Annotated in this window: 20 protein-coding genes and 1 pseudogene; 13 read left to right on the plus strand and 8 right to left on the minus strand. The window is 58.1% G+C overall.

Features of this window, described 5'->3' with window-relative positions; all coding sequences use genetic code 11:
• Positions 1-15: 15 nt before the first annotated feature.
• Positions 16-1,875 (minus strand): recombinase family protein, encoded by a 1,860-nt coding sequence (locus SynBIOSE41_RS05615; RefSeq protein WP_186539950.1) that lies wholly within the window; start codon positions 1,873-1,875, stop codon positions 16-18.
• A gap of 58 nt (positions 1,876-1,933) precedes the next feature.
• Between SynBIOSE41_RS05615 and SynBIOSE41_RS05620 the strand changes: the two are divergent.
• From SynBIOSE41_RS05620 to SynBIOSE41_RS05635, 4 genes and pseudogenes are all read left to right on the plus strand, one after another.
• A pseudogene (locus tag SynBIOSE41_RS05620) lies at positions 1,934-2,758 on the plus strand (GTP-binding protein); the annotation flags it as partial.
• Positions 2,746-3,795, plus strand: coding sequence for a WD40 repeat domain-containing protein (locus SynBIOSE41_RS05625; RefSeq protein ID WP_186539952.1), 1,050 nt, complete (start codon positions 2,746-2,748; stop codon positions 3,793-3,795). The pseudogene SynBIOSE41_RS05620 and the gene SynBIOSE41_RS05625, both read left to right, overlap by 13 nt.
• A gap of 25 nt (positions 3,796-3,820) precedes the next feature.
• Entirely contained in the window at positions 3,821-4,630 is an 810-nt protein-coding gene (locus tag SynBIOSE41_RS05630; RefSeq protein WP_186539953.1) for a VanW family protein, read from the plus strand.
• A gap of 52 nt (positions 4,631-4,682) precedes the next feature.
• The gene (locus SynBIOSE41_RS05635; protein ID WP_186539954.1) at positions 4,683-4,922 is read left to right on the plus strand and encodes a hypothetical protein; all 240 of its coding nucleotides are present in this window, start codon (positions 4,683-4,685) and stop codon (positions 4,920-4,922) included.
• 64 nt (positions 4,923-4,986) lie between these two features.
• On the opposite strand, the gene SynBIOSE41_RS05640 is transcribed toward SynBIOSE41_RS05635, so the two are convergent.
• Positions 4,987-5,331: a hypothetical protein gene (locus SynBIOSE41_RS05640; protein WP_186539955.1), complete on the minus strand. Its 345-nt coding sequence runs from the start codon at positions 5,329-5,331 to the stop codon at positions 4,987-4,989.
• 245 nt (positions 5,332-5,576) lie between these two features.
• On the opposite strand from SynBIOSE41_RS05640, the gene SynBIOSE41_RS05645 reads away from it, so the two are divergent.
• The 4 genes from SynBIOSE41_RS05645 (at position 5,577) to SynBIOSE41_RS05660 (ending at position 8,082) form a co-directional block, all read left to right on the plus strand.
• A complete protein-coding gene (locus SynBIOSE41_RS05645; RefSeq protein WP_066907997.1) occupies positions 5,577-6,032 on the plus strand; it encodes a hypothetical protein in 456 nt (151 codons plus the stop codon).
• 289 nt (positions 6,033-6,321) lie between these two features.
• The gene (locus SynBIOSE41_RS05650; RefSeq protein WP_186539956.1) at positions 6,322-6,489 is read left to right on the plus strand and encodes a hypothetical protein; all 168 of its coding nucleotides are present in this window, start codon (positions 6,322-6,324) and stop codon (positions 6,487-6,489) included.
• A gap of 103 nt (positions 6,490-6,592) precedes the next feature.
• On the plus strand, positions 6,593-6,775 hold the full coding sequence (locus tag SynBIOSE41_RS05655) for a hypothetical protein (protein WP_186539957.1): 183 nt from the start codon (positions 6,593-6,595) through the stop codon (positions 6,773-6,775).
• Between the two features lie 101 nt (positions 6,776-6,876).
• Positions 6,877-8,082, plus strand: a complete 1,206-nt coding sequence (locus tag SynBIOSE41_RS05660; protein ID WP_186540858.1) for a glycosyltransferase family 2 protein — start codon at positions 6,877-6,879, stop codon at positions 8,080-8,082.
• Here the strand turns inward: SynBIOSE41_RS05660 and SynBIOSE41_RS05665 are convergent, their stop codons facing one another.
• On the minus strand, positions 8,083-8,847 hold the full coding sequence (locus SynBIOSE41_RS05665; RefSeq protein ID WP_186539958.1) for a GAF domain-containing protein: 765 nt from the start codon (positions 8,845-8,847) through the stop codon (positions 8,083-8,085). It abuts the gene before it with no gap.
• 490 nt (positions 8,848-9,337) lie between these two features.
• Entirely contained in the window at positions 9,338-9,727 is a 390-nt protein-coding gene (locus tag SynBIOSE41_RS05670) for a putative quinol monooxygenase (protein WP_186539959.1), read from the minus strand.
• A gap of 96 nt (positions 9,728-9,823) precedes the next feature.
• Here SynBIOSE41_RS05670 and SynBIOSE41_RS05675 point away from each other — a divergent pair, with 96 nt between their 5' ends.
• On the plus strand, positions 9,824-10,342 hold the full coding sequence (locus tag SynBIOSE41_RS05675) for a cupin domain-containing protein (RefSeq protein WP_186539960.1): 519 nt from the start codon (positions 9,824-9,826) through the stop codon (positions 10,340-10,342).
• A 51-nt stretch (positions 10,343-10,393) separates the two neighbouring features.
• Here SynBIOSE41_RS05675 and SynBIOSE41_RS05680 read toward each other — a convergent pair whose 3' ends face one another.
• The gene (locus SynBIOSE41_RS05680) at positions 10,394-10,711 is read right to left on the minus strand and encodes a hypothetical protein (RefSeq protein WP_186539961.1); all 318 of its coding nucleotides are present in this window, start codon (positions 10,709-10,711) and stop codon (positions 10,394-10,396) included.
• Between the two features lie 112 nt (positions 10,712-10,823).
• A complete protein-coding gene (locus SynBIOSE41_RS05685; protein WP_222930581.1) occupies positions 10,824-11,300 on the minus strand; it encodes a cupin domain-containing protein in 477 nt (158 codons plus the stop codon).
• Positions 11,301-11,369: 69 nt separating this feature from the next.
• Here SynBIOSE41_RS05685 and SynBIOSE41_RS05690 point away from each other — a divergent pair, with 69 nt between their 5' ends.
• Positions 11,370-11,792 carry a DoxX family protein gene (locus SynBIOSE41_RS05690; protein WP_186539963.1) on the plus strand — a complete coding sequence of 141 codons (423 nt, stop codon included), beginning with the start codon at positions 11,370-11,372 and terminating at the stop codon, positions 11,790-11,792.
• Positions 11,793-11,863: 71 nt separating this feature from the next.
• Here SynBIOSE41_RS05690 and SynBIOSE41_RS05695 read toward each other — a convergent pair whose 3' ends face one another.
• Together SynBIOSE41_RS05695 and SynBIOSE41_RS05700 are read right to left on the minus strand one after the other, a co-directional pair.
• Positions 11,864-12,058, minus strand: coding sequence for a hypothetical protein (locus SynBIOSE41_RS05695; protein WP_066907954.1), 195 nt, complete (start codon positions 12,056-12,058; stop codon positions 11,864-11,866).
• 94 nt (positions 12,059-12,152) lie between these two features.
• Positions 12,153-12,290: a hypothetical protein gene (locus SynBIOSE41_RS05700; protein ID WP_197461538.1), complete on the minus strand. Its 138-nt coding sequence runs from the start codon at positions 12,288-12,290 to the stop codon at positions 12,153-12,155.
• Between the two features lie 168 nt (positions 12,291-12,458).
• Here SynBIOSE41_RS05700 and SynBIOSE41_RS05705 point away from each other — a divergent pair, with 168 nt between their 5' ends.
• The 3 genes from SynBIOSE41_RS05705 to SynBIOSE41_RS05715 are packed head-to-tail and all read left to right on the plus strand — an operon-like array spanning position 12,459 to position 15,897.
• Entirely contained in the window at positions 12,459-13,259 is an 801-nt protein-coding gene (locus SynBIOSE41_RS05705) for an SdiA-regulated domain-containing protein (protein WP_186539964.1), read from the plus strand.
• A complete protein-coding gene (locus SynBIOSE41_RS05710; RefSeq protein WP_186539965.1) occupies positions 13,252-14,217 on the plus strand; it encodes an SDR family NAD(P)-dependent oxidoreductase in 966 nt (321 codons plus the stop codon). Before SynBIOSE41_RS05705 ends, SynBIOSE41_RS05710 begins: the two co-directional genes overlap by 8 nt.
• Before the next feature lie 45 nt (positions 14,218-14,262).
• Positions 14,263-15,897: an FAD-dependent oxidoreductase gene (locus tag SynBIOSE41_RS05715; RefSeq protein WP_186540860.1), complete on the plus strand. Its 1,635-nt coding sequence runs from the start codon at positions 14,263-14,265 to the stop codon at positions 15,895-15,897.
• Positions 15,898-15,906 lie beyond the last annotated feature (9 nt).

Below are 15,906 nucleotides of genomic sequence, written 5' to 3' on the forward strand. Positions count from 1 at the left end.
AGCTCACGCTTGTTTTCATTGTCGTCCCTCACTTCTGTCACCTGCAGGATCAAGTTCGTAACCAAGCTCTGATGCACGGAAGCGAGCAATCTCTTGGAGACCAGCCACAACCTCTGGGGGGAAGACAGGCCGCGGAAACTTGCCAGGCTCCTTAATCACCCCTCCTCGTCCTGTCACGAGTTGATTGAACCAAGTCTTGCCAGCAAACAAGAAGGCAAAGCCGCGCTCGTAACCCATCGCTCGCAGGGCATGCAGCTCTCCAAGCGCAGTCCCCCAGGAATCCGTCGGAAACCCATTGGGACCAAGCCGGTTGTAGTGAAGCTGAATCGAGGCTCCACTCATGACCCACGAAATCCCGAGCTGCTGCAGCCAAGAGTTGAACTGCATCCTTATGGGAATCTCTTGAAGCCCATGCTGAAGAAACTGGGAGACAATCTCGACTGTGTCCTGCGCCTTCAGAACAGGGTCCTGAGGACGTAACTCGCTGAGCCTGTAGTTCAACTCTGAAATCTCTCTCTCGAGCTCTGGAACTTGCTCACGAGCCTGAGAGATGGCATCGGTCAGAACAGAGACCTGAATCTCGTTGGGCTGCTCTTTCGTCAGCTCTTCAGCAAGACGATGTTCACCGCGCTGAATTCTCCCACTGAGCTCCTGAAGCTGATCGTTTACAGCACGGATTTGCCTGCCTAAGGCCTCCACTTCCGGCCCCGTCTGGATGGGGAAAAGGTTCTGCCAATCAGCCAACGACAAGGTCGCCATCAGCATCGCCTCGGCCTCATCTAAAGGAAGATTGATGGTCGGCGTCTTCCTCCAAGCACCAAGCTGCTCACGACATCGCGTCGCACCCTGCTTTGCGACCGCACCAGCACTGTCAGAACAGGTGACGTAACCGGGATGCCCGGGTCTGGCGTATCGACCGGCCGCCCTGTAAGTCAACAGAGACCCACAACCCCCACAACGAACCAAACCACTGAACAGGAAATGAACTTTCCGCGCCTTGGTCGTTGAACGCTTCCGATCACGCGTTGCCTTGGCCCGTTGGGCTCTTGTGAAGGTCTCCCGGTCAACAACAGAGGGGTAATAGCCCGGAATGTCATGGCTGTTTCTTCGCTGCAACAAGCCGGTGACAGCGGGGTCCCTTAACCGTTGACTCACCTGACCACGGTTCCAACGACCGTCCTTAGAGGCTGGAGGAGCTGCAAAGCCCTCCATATTCAGCTCGTCGGCAATCTGCGTCTGGCCCATCCCCGCCAGGCACATTCTGAACATGGCCTCGATCGACTTGGCATGGCCGTTCAAGCGAAATGGGCTCTCAGGCAACGACTCATCACGGTCAATCCAGTAAGGATTGCGATGCCGTGGTCTCTCACCACGGTCCTGTGCTTCGTAGATCTTGCGCCAACCACCACGAGACCATTTCGACTTCTCGTCGCTCTCGGCATGAGCCTGTGCGAAGAGGAACGACAGCATGGCGAGGTCTTGGGCCCCAGTCGTCTCTCTGAACAGAGGAGAGCCACCCTGATAGCTGCAGACCGCAAACCCAAGCCCCTGCCCCCAGACATCCCGGATCAGAGACTCCAGTGCATCCAGAGGCTCTTGCCTGGAGAAGCGCCTGTGATCCTCGACGACCAGCACGGACCCCTTCGGGATAGAACCAGAGCGAGCTGCCGCTAGAAACCGCCCCAGCGCCCCTTGGGTGCGGTTCCGACCGGTGTAAGCGCTGACGCCTGGATCGAGAAGTTCCTCAGCAAGACGAAACTCGGGATGCCTGCGCATCCAATCCTTCAGAGCCTGCTCCTGGCGCTGAAGACCTGACTTATCGCCTTGTGCCTGGCCACCACTGGAAACGCGGCGATAGGAATAAGCCAGCGCCATGGAGAGGCTCGCCCGATACAGAAAAGCTAGTCACCTATGCCGCAAAGTGCCGCATCACCTCCGTGACATGAACACGATGGCCAGTGTGGTGCTCAGCACCCAGGCTGAAGTACCGATCGAGACTGTTCTGAACCTGAGTGCCTTTGACCTTGATCAGATCCTGGCGCGTCGTCCCACATTCCTGGAGCCGGAATACCCCTTTGAATGGACCGGTGTTTACCAACTTGAGCCAGGTCACTACGAGATGACTCTCGAAGAGGGCCCTGATCCTGAGATGTCTTTGGTTGCCATCCCAGGGCAGAAAGCTGATGAAGATGCCCTGAAGCAGAGTGCAGAGCAGTGCGTTCGGTTGTTCGCCCAGTCAGCTCAATCCCTCAAGCCAGGTGATTCGATTGCTCCCAATCAGCATCTCAGTCTTGAGCTGGATTCAAAAGGCACGAAATCTTTTCTGTTCGATGTCAAGAGCGAAGAAACGATTGGTTTCTATGCCCAGCACACGGCCGAGGAGTTTGACCTGCGGATCGTCAAGGCGGGGCAATCAGTGAGCCCGGTTAAAGAGCGCATCTGGGTTGCAGAGCATGAGCATGATGATGAGGTCGGCTCAATTGCCATTGAGCGTGAGGGCAATGTTGACCCTGAAAAGCTCAATCAGTGGATCGGAACACTGCTGGCGGAAAAAGGGGTGGACATTTTCAGAACCAAGGGCTTCATCAGCTATCAGAACGAATCACGGAGGGTTGTGTTTCAGGGCGTCCATATGCTGTTCACCGCTCAGCCTGGGGAGGAGTGGGGAGAAGCACCGCGCTGTAATCAGCTCGTGTTCATCGGCCGTAATCTTGACGAGGCTCAGATGCGCAAGGACTTTGACCAATGCCTGATCTGAAGGCGTTTGCCCCCCAGGGCATGCTTCATGAGGGTTGGACTGCCCAGGTTGATGACTATGCCCTGGCCTGTGGATGGACTGGCGATGGAGACAACCTCCTTGTCGGTGATGTTGCCGGTGGCCTGTCTCTGTTTGCAGGCAAGACAGGTGAACTGATCTGGAGCAAAAACAATATTCACCAGGGCGGTTTATTGGCTCTGGCGATTCATCCGAAAGGAGACCTGTTCGCCACATCCGGTCAAGATGGATGCGTTCTGATCTGGGATAGTCAGCGAGGAGAAATCCTGCATTCGATCAAGCCTGGGAAGGGCTGGGTCGAACATCTCGCCTGGTCAGTCAGCGGCGACATGCTCGCTGTTGCCGCATCAAAAAACGTTCACATCTATCACCCTGATGGAGTTGAAAGATGGCGTACTGAGGAACACCCCAGCACGGTCAGTGCGATCTCCTGGTCGAAGCCTGATGAGCTCGCCACAGCCTGCTACGGAAAGGTCAGCTTCTTTGACATCACCAGGCAACAAGTGGCTCAGGAGCTGAAATGGCAGGGATCGCTGGTCTCCATGGTGCTGAGTCCCGACGGAGACATCGTGGCCTGCGGCAGCCAGGACAATTCCGTGCATTTCTGGCGTCGTTCAACCGGGCTGGATGCTGAGATGACGGGATATCCAGGCAAGCCCAGTCAACTGGCGTTTGATCAGAGCGGTCAGTTTCTGGCCACCGGTGGCAGTGATCAGATCATTGTCTGGAATTTTCAGGGTGATGGACCTGAAGGATCATTGCCTGGGCAGCTTGTACTCCATCCCGAGCCGATTTCGACGCTGGCTTTTGCGCATGATGGACTGATCTTGGCCTCAGGTGCGCGAGATGGTTCGGTGTTCGTCTGGCTGCTTGATCACAATGGTGATGGCAATCCACTGGGAGGTGCCTTCACCGCTGAGAAGATCAGTGCGGTGTGCTGGAAGTCGGACGACACCGCATTGGCGGCAATCGATTCCGATGGACGAGTCTCAGTGTGGCCGTTCAAAATTCGTGGCTGACCTCTGATCGAGCCCTCTGCTTGGAATGTTTGAACTGTCCCCACCCATTCAGCGCAACAGGATCCGGCAATTGCTGGGGCGTGAGTTCCATATCGCCAAAAGAAAGATCCACTGGTTCATCGGTGGCCAGTCCTGGGCTGCTCGCTCGGACTCCCTGGTGATCCGTCATCGGAAGTTCCACCATCAGTCGTTGATTCTCCGCCCTTTGCATGGGGTTGCTCTGCAGCTTCAGCAGAACAAACGCAGGAATCTCGAGCTGGCCATTGCCCGATTGGACCGTGTTGTTTTGCGCCCTGGCGACACATTTTCAGTGTGGAAGCTGGTTGGTCGTCCCTCCAGAAGCAAGGGTTATCTGGATGGATTGGTTTTAAAACAGGGCAAGATCGCTCAAGGTCCGGGAGGGGGACTTTGTCAGCTGGGTAATCTCCTGTTCTGGATTGCAGGGCACAGTCCTCTCACGCTCACCGAGCGTTGGCGGCATGGATTTGATGTTTTCCCTGATGTGAATCGATCGATTCCTTTCGGGGCAGGAGCAACACTGGCTTACAACTATGTTGACCTTCAGTTGACCAATCACACGCCCTATTGCTTTCGCTTGCATTTATGGCTGGATGAGACGCATCTGCACGGTGAGCTCTTCTGTGACACCAACTATTCCTCGACTTACGTCCTGGAAGAACGTCATCACCAGATCAAGCAACAGGTCTGGGGTGGCTATTCCAGGCACAATCAGATCTTCCAGATTCAACAGAACATGGATGGCTCCAGCTCGGAAAAGTTGCTGGTGGAGAACCATGCTCTGATGCTGTATGAGCCTTTGTTGACAGCGGCTTAAGACGTGGATGGTGGTTATGGCTATCGAGGTGGAGTGACGTGTGTCTCTGCCCATGGACTGGATGCTGCTGCTGTTGATTGCTGCTTCACATCTGGCCAGCGCCTTCCTGGCTGCAACGATTGCGCAGCAGAAGGCTCGCAACAGCCGGATGTGGTTTTGCGCGGGCCTGCTGTTCGGGCTGCTGGGACTGATCGCTGCTGCTGGTCTTCCCGATCGTCACCAGATTGTTTATCTGCGCCATCTGGCTGAAGCCCAGGGCTACAGAAACAAAAGGGTATCTGGGAAGAAATGAGGCTGGAAAACTCAGAGGTCTAGGCGTGACAAAGCGAATGCAGTTGCCGAATGGTTGCCAAATGTCACCATGGCAAGCCCAGTGCGGGGGAGGATTGGAGCATCGGCTTCACCGGCTGTCGCTTTTGCTGATCAATGCGATTCGTCAGGTTCGGCGGTGAAGTTGCTGCTGATATCGGCGTGCCAGTCCCAGGCTGCAGCTTCGCCATGCTTGATCTCCAACTCTTGTGCCAACTGGCTGCGAAAGCCAGTCGTTGCGAAAGGTATTGAATATTTCGCAACCAATGAGAATTTTCCCCTTGAAGTTTTCTTATCTCACGCTCAAGCAACTCAACATAATCCCTGACTGCAGGATGGGCTTCGCCGAGGTTGTCCATCGCAATCCTCAGGAAGTCTTTGTCAATGTTCATGAAACCTCATCCAGTTTGATCTCCCTTAGGATGAATCCACATGTGAACGATGGCCATAATCCGTTGATTGGATGCCTGGGGTGGGCAGTTCTTTGCGCATGTTGCATGCTTAACAGTTCCTGGAGCGTTGTCGGGACGACTCCTGAACGATACAAAGTGCGGTTTGTCTGGTCGCCCGCCATCAGTTTTGGCAATGCAGTGGGTTGCGCTCACTGCTAGAAGGTTGATGTGATTGACTTCTGAATATGGACGATTCGAACAAAAATAAGCAGCTTGAGGTCTTTGAAGCGCAACTGCTGGATCTCCTCCCTGAAGAGCAGCGCCAACACGTTCTGCAAGTGGAAGAGCTGATGGAGCTGGCCGGCAGTGCATCGACTGAACGTGAGCTGGAGCGATATTTAGATGCTGAAGTCATTATCGAAAGCTTGGAAGAATCAAGCAGTGAACTTCATGGCTTTCTGCGTGGGATTGAAGCGGCGATACATGCCAGAAAAGATCAACTTGATGAGCCCTTTCGTGATGAATTTTTGATTCGACAGTTCATGAAACTACCTTTGACAGTCCAGCACTCAGTGGCTGACAGCTTTTGGCAGGTGGATGCAAGCATTGCTCAGATATTAAGTCGTGTTATGAGCCTTACGGAGCAGGAAAAAAGTGCCTTGACTATCTGGCTTGATAATGCTGAAAAATTGTCCGATTAACATTCGAGTGGTCTTGAATCACGTGTATAAAGGCTTGTCATCCATGGCATGTGCGACCATTTCAAATGGTGGCGATGTTGTTTGTCAGTCGTGGTGTTGAGTGTTTCGGCAGGTTGAATCGCTGGCCAAGCGCTGCCGGCTTAAGTTCTCGTTGCACTTGCCACTCAACACTGGCCGCTGCTTTTGCCCCGAGATAAGCAGTCACTTTGATGGATGACCTGTTGGCCCAGTGATTCTTCCGTTTGATTTCACTTCGATGTCGTGACACCAGCTGCCAGATGTCGTGACGATGGCTGGTTCTGTTGAGTTTGCGTGGCGTGGCTTTGTAGAAGATCAGGTCAAAACGGGCGAAATCCTTTCACAGAAAAAATCATCAATCCCGTTCACGTTGTGGACCCTTGACAGCTTGCTGAATCCACTGGCGGCCTGGACAACATCTGTGATTCGTGGCAGTTGATACCAGTGATTCACAGCCATTGGTTCTTCGTCTCTGATCTGTGAGCGATCACACATCAGCTTGTGTTCAGTTGCGGTGTCATGCCACCACCTGCAGCCGATTCATGGGTTCAGTCCCCAGACCTCAAAACTCCTCCTCCGGCTCATCCATCAACAGCGCTGCGGAGGAGTCGGTTTGCGTCCGGTTCTGGATGAATGGCTGCTCTCAGGTCGCCCATGTGAGTCGCTCCAGCCTCGGTCGCTACCGCCGTGATCTGCTGGCGACAGGTGCAGTGCTGTTGAACTGAATCATTGGATGGCGCTGCCTGTGGACTCGCGTCGGTCGTCCAGAAGCACAGGGTGATTTCCTGGAGTGACCGATCCGGATCTTGCCTTGGACCCTCTGCTGATCGCAGCTCTGCTGATCGCAGCTCTGTTGCTGGTGGCCATCGCTTTTGCTTCCTGCTCTGGTCTGTTGATTGCCCTGCTCGGATTGCAGCGGGTCTTTTCGATCGCCCCTTGCCTCGAGGCAGCTCCGGAGATTGATTTGCCGGACACTTCGCTGTGCGTCGTCATCCCCGCCTACAACGAAGCCGAGAACATCGCTCCTTGCTTGAGCAGTGTGCTCAACAGTGATCCTCCTTGCAATGAGTGGCAGGTGCTGGTGGTGGATGACGACTCCACGGATGTCACCGCCGAAAGAGCCATGCTCGAAGCGTCCGGTCGCAACGCTGACGATCCTCCGTTTGAGCTGCTCCGGGCCGGTCCGCGCCCTGTCGGTGAGCGCTGGGTCGGTAAGAACTGGGCCTGCACTCAAGCCATGGAACAGGTGCGCAGCCACTGGGTGCTGTTCATCGATGCCGATGTGCGTCTGCAGCCGCAAGCCTTGCGCCGAGCTCTCGCTCAGGCGATCCGGGAGGAGGCGGATCTGTTCAGCCTGGCGCCGCGGCTTAGCTGCGGCTGCCTGGCCGAATGGATGGTGCAGCCGATCATGGCCAGCCTGCTGGGTCTGGGCTTTCCGATCGAGGCCACCAATGACCCTGATTCGGCGGTGGCCTTCGCGGCAGGGCCGTTCATGCTTTTCCGCCGCAGTGCCTATGAGGCCATCGGCGGACATCGCGCCCTCGCTTCCGAGGTGGTGGAGGATCTGGCCCTGGCCAGGGGCATCAAGGCCGGTGGCTTCCGCTTGCGTTACCTGCTTGGTCTGGATGCTGTTGATCTGCGTATGTATGCCGATCTGCCATCACTCTGGGAGGGGTGGACCAAAAACTGGTTGATCGGACTTGATCGCAATGTGGGCAAGGCTCTCGGTGCCGCAGGCGTGGTTGTGCTGATGTTCAGTGTTCCCTGGCTGCTGCTGCCCTCGGCGCTAGTGCTGCTCTGGCTGTTGCCGCAGTTGTCGGTCTGGTGGCTGCTGTTGCTGGGGTTGTCGTTGCTGGGGATCGGGCAGCAGCTGGCCCTGCGTTTCTGGCAGCGAAGGCGCTTTGATGTGCCGCTCACCTACTGGTGGCTGATGGGTGCCGGCGGCCTGCTGCTGGGAGCGATCGGACCGGTGTCGGTGTGGCGCACGCTCACCGGCCGCGGCTGGACCTGGAAAGGTCGTCAGCTGGCTTGATCAGACCTCATCACTGAGCACCTGCGCTGGTTTCTGAACGGGTTGTCCGGACTCGCGGCTCTCTGCCTGCCAGGCCTCCAGGACTTCAGGGAAGTGCTCTTCGATGCAGCTGTCGCAGATGCCATGGGAGAAGCTCAGTGTGCTGCGTTTGGCCAGATACTGATCGAGATGCACCCAGTCGCCCCGCTCGTCCTTGGCTTTGCGGCAGTAGCTGCACGTGGAGATGATTCCCGAAGGCTTGCTTTCCAGGCAGAACGAATCAAGCAGATTCATCGACCGTTTTCTCAGATCCAGGAACGCCACCACCTGGCGGGAGAGGGCTTCCATGATCTGCAGCTGATTGGCTGAAAGCTGGTTGGGCGTGCGGTCAATCACGCACAAGGTGCCGATTCGGTGCTCTGTTTCGTTGTTGAGCGGAAAGCCGGCATAGAACCTGATCTTGGGATCACCACAGACGAGCGGGTTATCGACGAACCGCTCATCCTGAAGCGCATCGTTCACGATCAGGGGCTGGTTGGTGTGGATGGCATGGGCGCAGAACGACCAGTCTCTGGGGGTCTCCTCGTCCTCGATGCCCACCTTCGACTTGAACCACTGCCTGTCACTGTCCACCAGGCTCAGCAGTGCAATCGGTGTTTCACACACCAGTGAGGCGATGTGTGTGATGTCGTCGTACGACTGCTCAGGGCGCGTACCGAGAATCCTGTATTCACTCAGGGCCTTGAGGCGCTCCTGTTCGAATTCAGGGATGAGAGCGGTTTTCATCGCCTGGTCCAGTTGGCCCCCAAGGTATGTGTTGTTCCGTAATCGTGCTGATGCAGCAATGGAAGTTCACGCCTTTGCAATGCATCTGTGAAGTTTCAATATGAATGATTGATTGATGAGCTTTCTCGCCCAACTCCGAATTCCTGATGGCGAGAAAGCGTTGTATGGCGACGTTGAAATCGTTCGGGTTTTTGTGGATTGATTCAGCCTCTGTTCGGCAGCACCCGATGTTTTTCCAGCACTCAATCTTCAGAATTTCACTCAGGCTTCTGGCCTTTTGATGCGACGGTTAATCCGTTCTTGCTGCATCCCCTGATCAGTGTCAGGTTCTGAGGGTTGTTCGGTCGCAGTTTTCAATTGCATCTCTGAAAGCGGATGAAAACAATCCATCAAGCACTCACTCTTGGAGGTGTGAAAACATCTCGATTTCAGAGAATCTGCGACCTCAGCTCTGCAGCTGTTGAAGGTCTGAACGGTTTGAAGGTGGTGCTCAGAAACGGCTGTAGCCCAGTCGGCTTTCAAAGATCTTCAGCGGCAGTCCGAACGACTCCATCAGGGTGCGGCATTCGGCTTCGACGGTGCCGTAGACCTCAACGCTGAAGCCATCCCCCAGTTCGGCATGTTTCTGCAGGTACTCCTGAACCGTTGGGTTGCTCACATGCACTGCGAAGGCTGCATCGTTGGCATAGACCTCGGACCAGACGAAGGCCAGCGGATCATCTGGATCCTGATCAAAGGTGTGATGAAGCATGCCCGGCTCACTGGCCTGAACTGCCGCATCGGTGGCTTCGGCGAGCTTCAGATAGTCATCCACGCAGCCCGGTTTCACATGAATGCGCCCCAGCAACATGAACGGGGTGGATGCATCGAATTTTGCCATCGCTTTCCAGAGTGAAGACTGATTCTGGCCTGAATCAAGACTGGCGGCTGAAGCAAGGTCACACTGACCGAGGTGTCTGATCTGGCTTCCGTATCCATGCGCAAGATTGTTTTCCCCGCCCTGGCGGCAGCCTCCGTTCTGATGGCGGGTGTTGTCGGTTGCACGAACCGCGACAGCGAAACCACCAAGGCCGCCGCGCCTGCCACCGCCGAGGCCGCTTCAACGGAAGTCAAAACAGAGGACAAGACGGAGGTCAAGGTTGAAGAGGTGTTCAGCGGTTCGAAGACCCTCAACGGCACCGCTCTGAGCTATCCGGAGGGCAATCCTGAGCTCCGCCTCTACAGGGTAGAGATTCCCGTGGGCGGCAAGATCCCCATGCACACCCACCCCGCTCCGATGCTGGTGCATGTGCAGGACTTCGAGTCCGGGGATTTGCTCAACACCCGGGTTCAGGCGGATGGCACCGAGGTGAGCAGCGTGTTCAAGCCCGGCGAAAGCTTCATCGAGGGCTCTTCAGAGCCCCATTTCGTGCAGAACAACAGCGACAAGCCCACGATCGTGTGGGTGATGGTGGCCTCGGTGGAGGGCATGCCCACCACGGAGTGGGGTCAATGATGCGCTGACACCACTTGGTGTGTTCGCCACCTGCTGTTCGCCACGAGGCGTTCAGGCCCGGGTGGCTTCGATCAGGCAGAACGGAGGTGTGGCCATGATGGCTGTCCAGCAGACGGCTCCCAGCGCCTCCACCCCTTCTGCAGCCAGAACCGGCTGCGGCCAGCGCACCTGTTGCAGGCCGCAGTCCTGCATCAGCTCGCGGCTGATGTAGCAGTCGGTGAGTTCGAAGACGCCGCCGTCCTCCAGCGCGAAGCGGTCATGGATCGCCGCTCCCTCCAGCAGAAGGCCATCGATGCTCTTGCTGTCTCCGTAGGGTCGACCTGCCTCGAAGTTCGAGGGGCGATCCTCCGGTTTGTTGTTGAGGGCCACCAACCAACCTCCCGGTCGTTTGGCTGTCTGATCGTCGGCGGCATGTCCCTGATCGTTGCTCAGGCTGCCGAATCGGCGGGCTTACAGCCAATCAATGCTGTGATCAGGGCATTCATGGTTGGGTTTGCGGCACCAGATCGATCACCACGGCGGTGGCGGGTTGATCCGAGTCGTTTCTCCAGCCATGCAGCACACCGCTGGATTCGAACACGGCATCTCCGGCCTTGCGTCGGAGAGCACGTGGCCCGGATCCGTCATCGCGGATCTCGATCAGGGAGCCGTTGATCAGGTAGGCGACACCGGGCCGTTGCTGATGCTGATGCCAGGCCACCGACCCACCGGGGGCAATGGTGATCCGTCGGGTGCGCAGCACTCGACCTTGCAGTGCTGCGAATTCCCTGGAGAGATCGAGGCTGCCCAGCGGTTCCACGCTCACCTTCTCTGTTCTGGACGGTGCATCACGGGGAGCGCTGCGCTGTTCGCTGGCGGGTGTCACGGTCTGGGGGCTGTGGCTCCCGTGCGCCAGAGCCGCTGCGCCCGGAAACAGCAGGCCGGCGAGAGTGATCAGCGACAGGACAGGAGCTCGCATGGCCGCACCGGAATTGGTCACTATTGTTCCAACCACTACCAAAGCGGTGCCTGTCACCGCTTGATCGTTATGAGCACCCCCGTCAAGCCCGCCTGGGTTCTGGATTTTCTGGGCCGCGTTTGTCTTGCGGCCGTGTTTGTGAATGCAGCGCCGGGCAAGATCACCGATTTCGCCGGCAACGCCGCACGCATTGCCTCCAAAGGCATTCCCGAGCCGCTGGCGAACATCCTGCTGCTCGCTGCGATCCTGGTGCTGATCGCCGGCTCGATCCTGCTGGTGTTCGGCGCTGACACAATTCTCGGGGCGTCGCTGCTTCTGGTGTTCCTGGTGCCCACCACCCTGATCTTCCACGCCTTCCCGTTTGAGACGATCCCGTTTCTGATGAATCTGGCGCTGATCGGCGCTCTGATCCTGGCGATCACCCGCTCAACGGCCAATGCCGCGCCAAGCTTCCGCAGGGTGCGCGCCAGAGCCTTCGACAGCATCCGCTGAATTTGCTCTGAGCTCCAGGCCATGAAAAAAACCCCACCCGAGGGTGGGGGTCGCCATGGGTGTTCAGATGCTCACTCGTCGAAGACTTTGCACATCGGTGAGCCGGGATGGGTGTCGCAGATCTCGTCGAGCACCTTGTCGCGGTGGCGGCTGTCGGGGTTGTTCACACCCGCATCCTTTTTGGGGTCGAACTCTTCGGATGAGTGCTTCTCGTTGGTTCCGTAAGGGAGCTCATACTCCTCGAACTTGTGCTTGCCATCAGACATCGCGCAATTCCTCCTGAAGAACGAATTCCTGATATTCAGACCTTAGAGAGCCTGGGGGAGGAACTGAGCAACTTTGGCAATTCTTCCGTTGAGCTCAGCTTCCGGAGGAGCGCACCGGCCTGGGCTGGATGCGCAGGCGCTGAGGGATTTCGCTTGCACCTGGCAGTTGCAGCTGGGCCTCAGCCCAGTCCTGCATCAGTGCTTCCAGCAGGGATTGACGATCGCCGAACAACCGAAGCATTGTCCTTGCACCTGAGATTCAGTCTCAACAAAGCATGGCCGTTCTGCTTGGAGCAAGTGATTCTCATTAGCGTTCACATTGTGTTGCGCCCGGCGCTGCAACGCCCATGGCCGGCCTGCGCTGGATTCAAAATCAGCTCAGTTGTTCGCCCGGGCGCTGATGGGGGCATTTCGCCTCGAGTTGATCAACAGACACAACATCGCTGATCCAGGCATCGGTCTGAATGAACCTTCGGGCCTCACCCTGAATGCTGATGGCACGGCCCTTTACACGGTCAGTGACGACACCAGGGCCATCTTCTGCATGGATCTCGAGGGTCGGGTGTTGACCAGCGAGTCGTTCTTCGTGAGCGTGCTGGACCTGGAAGGTCTCGCCTTGAGTGCTGATGGCCGCCGGCTGTTCGCGGTGCAGGAAGACGCCAACGCCGTGATCAGCGTTGATCTCGCCAGTCGCCGCGAGCTGCAGCATCGTCCCCTGGCTGAGATGTCCAACTACGGCAGTGTTGAAATGCACTTCCCGGCCGAGCCTGATAACAAGGGGCTGGAAGGGATCACAGTGAACACCCGCAACGGGCATGTGTTCGTGGTCAAGGAATGTCGACCGGGGCTGCTGATTGAACTCGATGCCGAGTGCCGGACGATCCTGTCGTCGAGATTGCTGACCCAGGCGAATGGTTTTTCCCATCCCAGGGTGGGGCCGCGCAGGCTGGATTTCTCCGGACTGAGTTACGACTGTCAGCGCGACACCCTCTGGATCGCCAGCGACCAGGGGCAGTGTCTGTTCCATTACGACCTGAAGGGTGATCTGGTGCTGCAGCGCCTGGATCTGCTGCTCAAGCCGGAGGGTAAATCCAAGCGCGTGCGTAAAGCCGAAGGCATCGCCGTGGATTCAGAACGTGGCAGGGTCTATGTGGTGAGCGATCGTGACGCCGAGCTCTACGTGTTCCAGCTCCATGGCTGATCCTGCATCCCAACGCGTGCTGCTCACCGGGGGAAACTCCGGTGTGGGTTTTGAAGCGGCGAAAGTTCTCAGTGTCCAGGGGCATGAGCTCACCATCCTTTGCCGTAACCAGGCCACGGCTGATCAGACCCTCAGCCAGCTCACCGGATCGTCTCGCGCTCTGATCTGTGACCTTGCTGATCTCGATGCCGTCGATGCCGTCTGTGCCCAGCTGTTGGAGAGCGGCACGGCCCTGGATGCGCTGGTGCTCAATGCCGGTCTGCAATACGCCGGTGCCTCCGAAGCGCAGTTTTCGGCGCAGGGTATTGAACTCACCTTTGCGGTGAACCAGCTGGCTCATCAGCTGATGGCGATGCGACTGTTGCCGCTGCTGCGGAAGGCAGCCCGCCCGCGGGTGGTGATCACCGCCTCGGAGGTGCACAACCCCTCAAGCGGTGCCGGCAAGGTGGGCAAGTCTGCGGACCTGGGCGAGCTGGAGGGGCTGCGTGCCGGGGCCGGCTTCGCGATGCTGAATGGCAGCCCCGGCTTTGATGGCAACAAGGCCTACAAAGACAGCAAGCTCTGCAATGTGCTGATGGCGCGGGAGCTGGTTCGGCAGCTGGATGGCGTGATGCCCGTGATTGCCTGGAGCCCTGGCCTGGTGATCACCCGTAACAGTGGCGGTTTCTTCCGGTACAACAAGCGCGGCAATCCGCTGGGCATGGGTGTCTTCGCATTTGTGGCCCGCGATCTGCTGCGCATCACTGAATCACCTGAAAATGCAGGCCGGTTGCTGGCCCAGCTGGTGAATGATCCCGAGATCACGCCCGGATTCAGCTATTTCACCAACAAGGTGGTGAGCTTCGGTGGGCATCGGCTGGAGCCGACCGACACCAGTGTTGAGGGCGCCGACCTGCGCAAGGCCGAAGAGCTTTGGCAGCTGTCGGAGCAGTTGATCGGGCACAGCCTCAGCCGCTGAAGCATCGGCTGATCTCCCTAACTTGTGGCCACGCACAGCAGCTCCATGGCCGAGAACGGTTTTTCAGCGGACAGGAAGTCCCACGTTGTGGTGGTGGGCGCCGGCTGGGCTGGCTGGGGTGCGACCAAGGCGCTCTGCGAAGCCGGGGTCCGCGTGACCCTGATCGACGGAATGGCCGATCCCAGCGGCAGTGAGCCGATCACCACCGAGAGCGGCAAGCCATTCGAGGCCGGCACCCGCGGCTTCTGGAAGGACTACCCCAACATCAATGCCCTCACCGATCAGCTCGGTCTGGGCTCGATCTACACCGACTTCACCACCAGTGCCTTCTGGTCGCCGGATGGCCTGGAGGCCACGGCACCGGTGTTTGGTGATGCTCCGCAGCTGCCCAGCCCGGTGGGGCAGGTGCTGGCCACGGTGAAGAACTTCAAGCGGCTGCCCCTGCCGGACCGGTTCAGCATCGCCGGGCTGCTCTACGCCATGCTTGATCTCAACCGCAGCGATGCGGTGTACCGGAGCTACGACGCGATTGATGCGCTGACGCTGTTCAGACAGCTCCGCATCAGTGATCGCATGATCGACGACTTCCTGCGGCCCACGCTGCTGGTGGGATTGTTCAAGCCGCCAGAAGAGCTCTCGGCGGCGGTGACGATGGAGCTGCTCTACTACTACGCCCTGGCCCATCAGGATTCCTTTGATGTGCGCTGGATCCGCAGCAAGAGCATCGCTGAACAGCTGATCGCACCGCTGAGTGCCCGGCTGCAGGCTCAGCATCAACTGGAGGTGCTGGGCGGCACGCTGGCCACCAGGCTGAACATGTCAGCCGACGGCCAGAGCATCCGCTCGCTGGAGACCCGCAATGTGATGACGGGGAGCAGCGCTGTGCTGGATGACGTGGATGCGCTGGTGCTGGCCGTGGGTGCCAAGGGCATGGGTGCCCTGATGGCGCAGTCGCCGCAGTGCGGCGTGCTGGCGCCTGAGCTGGTTCAGGCCGGCACGCTTGGAACGATCGACGTGGTGTCGGTGCGGTTGTGGCTGGATCGCTACGTGCCGGTTGCCGATCCCGCCAATGTGTTCTCGCGCTTCAGTGCACTGCAAGGCTCCGGTGCCACCTTCTTCATGCTTGATCAGCTGCAGAAGGCTGCAGAGTCGGCGCTGTGGGGCGGTCAGACACCACAGGGATCGGTGATTGCCAGCGACTTCTACAACGCGTCGGTGATCGCGGAGCTCAGTGATCAGCAGATCGTCGACTGCCTGATGCAGGACCTGCTCCCCATGGCGCAGCCTGCCTTCGGCGAGGCCCGGGTGCTGGATCAGGAGGTGCGGCGCTATCCGGGCTCGGTGTCGTTGTTCTCGCCGGGGAGTTTCAGCAAGCGACCCCCGCTGGAGACCTCCCTGGCGCCGGTGGTCTGCGCCGGCGACTGGGTGCGGATGGGCGAGAGGGAACATGGCGCCAAGGGGCTGTGCCAGGAACGTGCCTACGTGTGCGGTCTCGAGGCGGGTAACTCACTGCTGCGTCGTGGCATCGTGTTCGGTGAGGGCGTGCCCCGAACAAAACAGCATCCCGTGATCCCGATCCGCTCCGATGAGCCTCAGGTGTTGCTGGGCCGAGCGCTCAACAAGCTGGTGATGGAACCGCTGGAGACGCTGGGCATCGACTGGCCCTGGCTGGAGAAGTAGCCAGCTTCT

The organism is Synechococcus sp. BIOS-E4-1 (genome assembly GCF_014279995.1).
GTDB lineage: Bacteria > Cyanobacteriota > Cyanobacteriia > PCC-6307 > Cyanobiaceae > Synechococcus_C.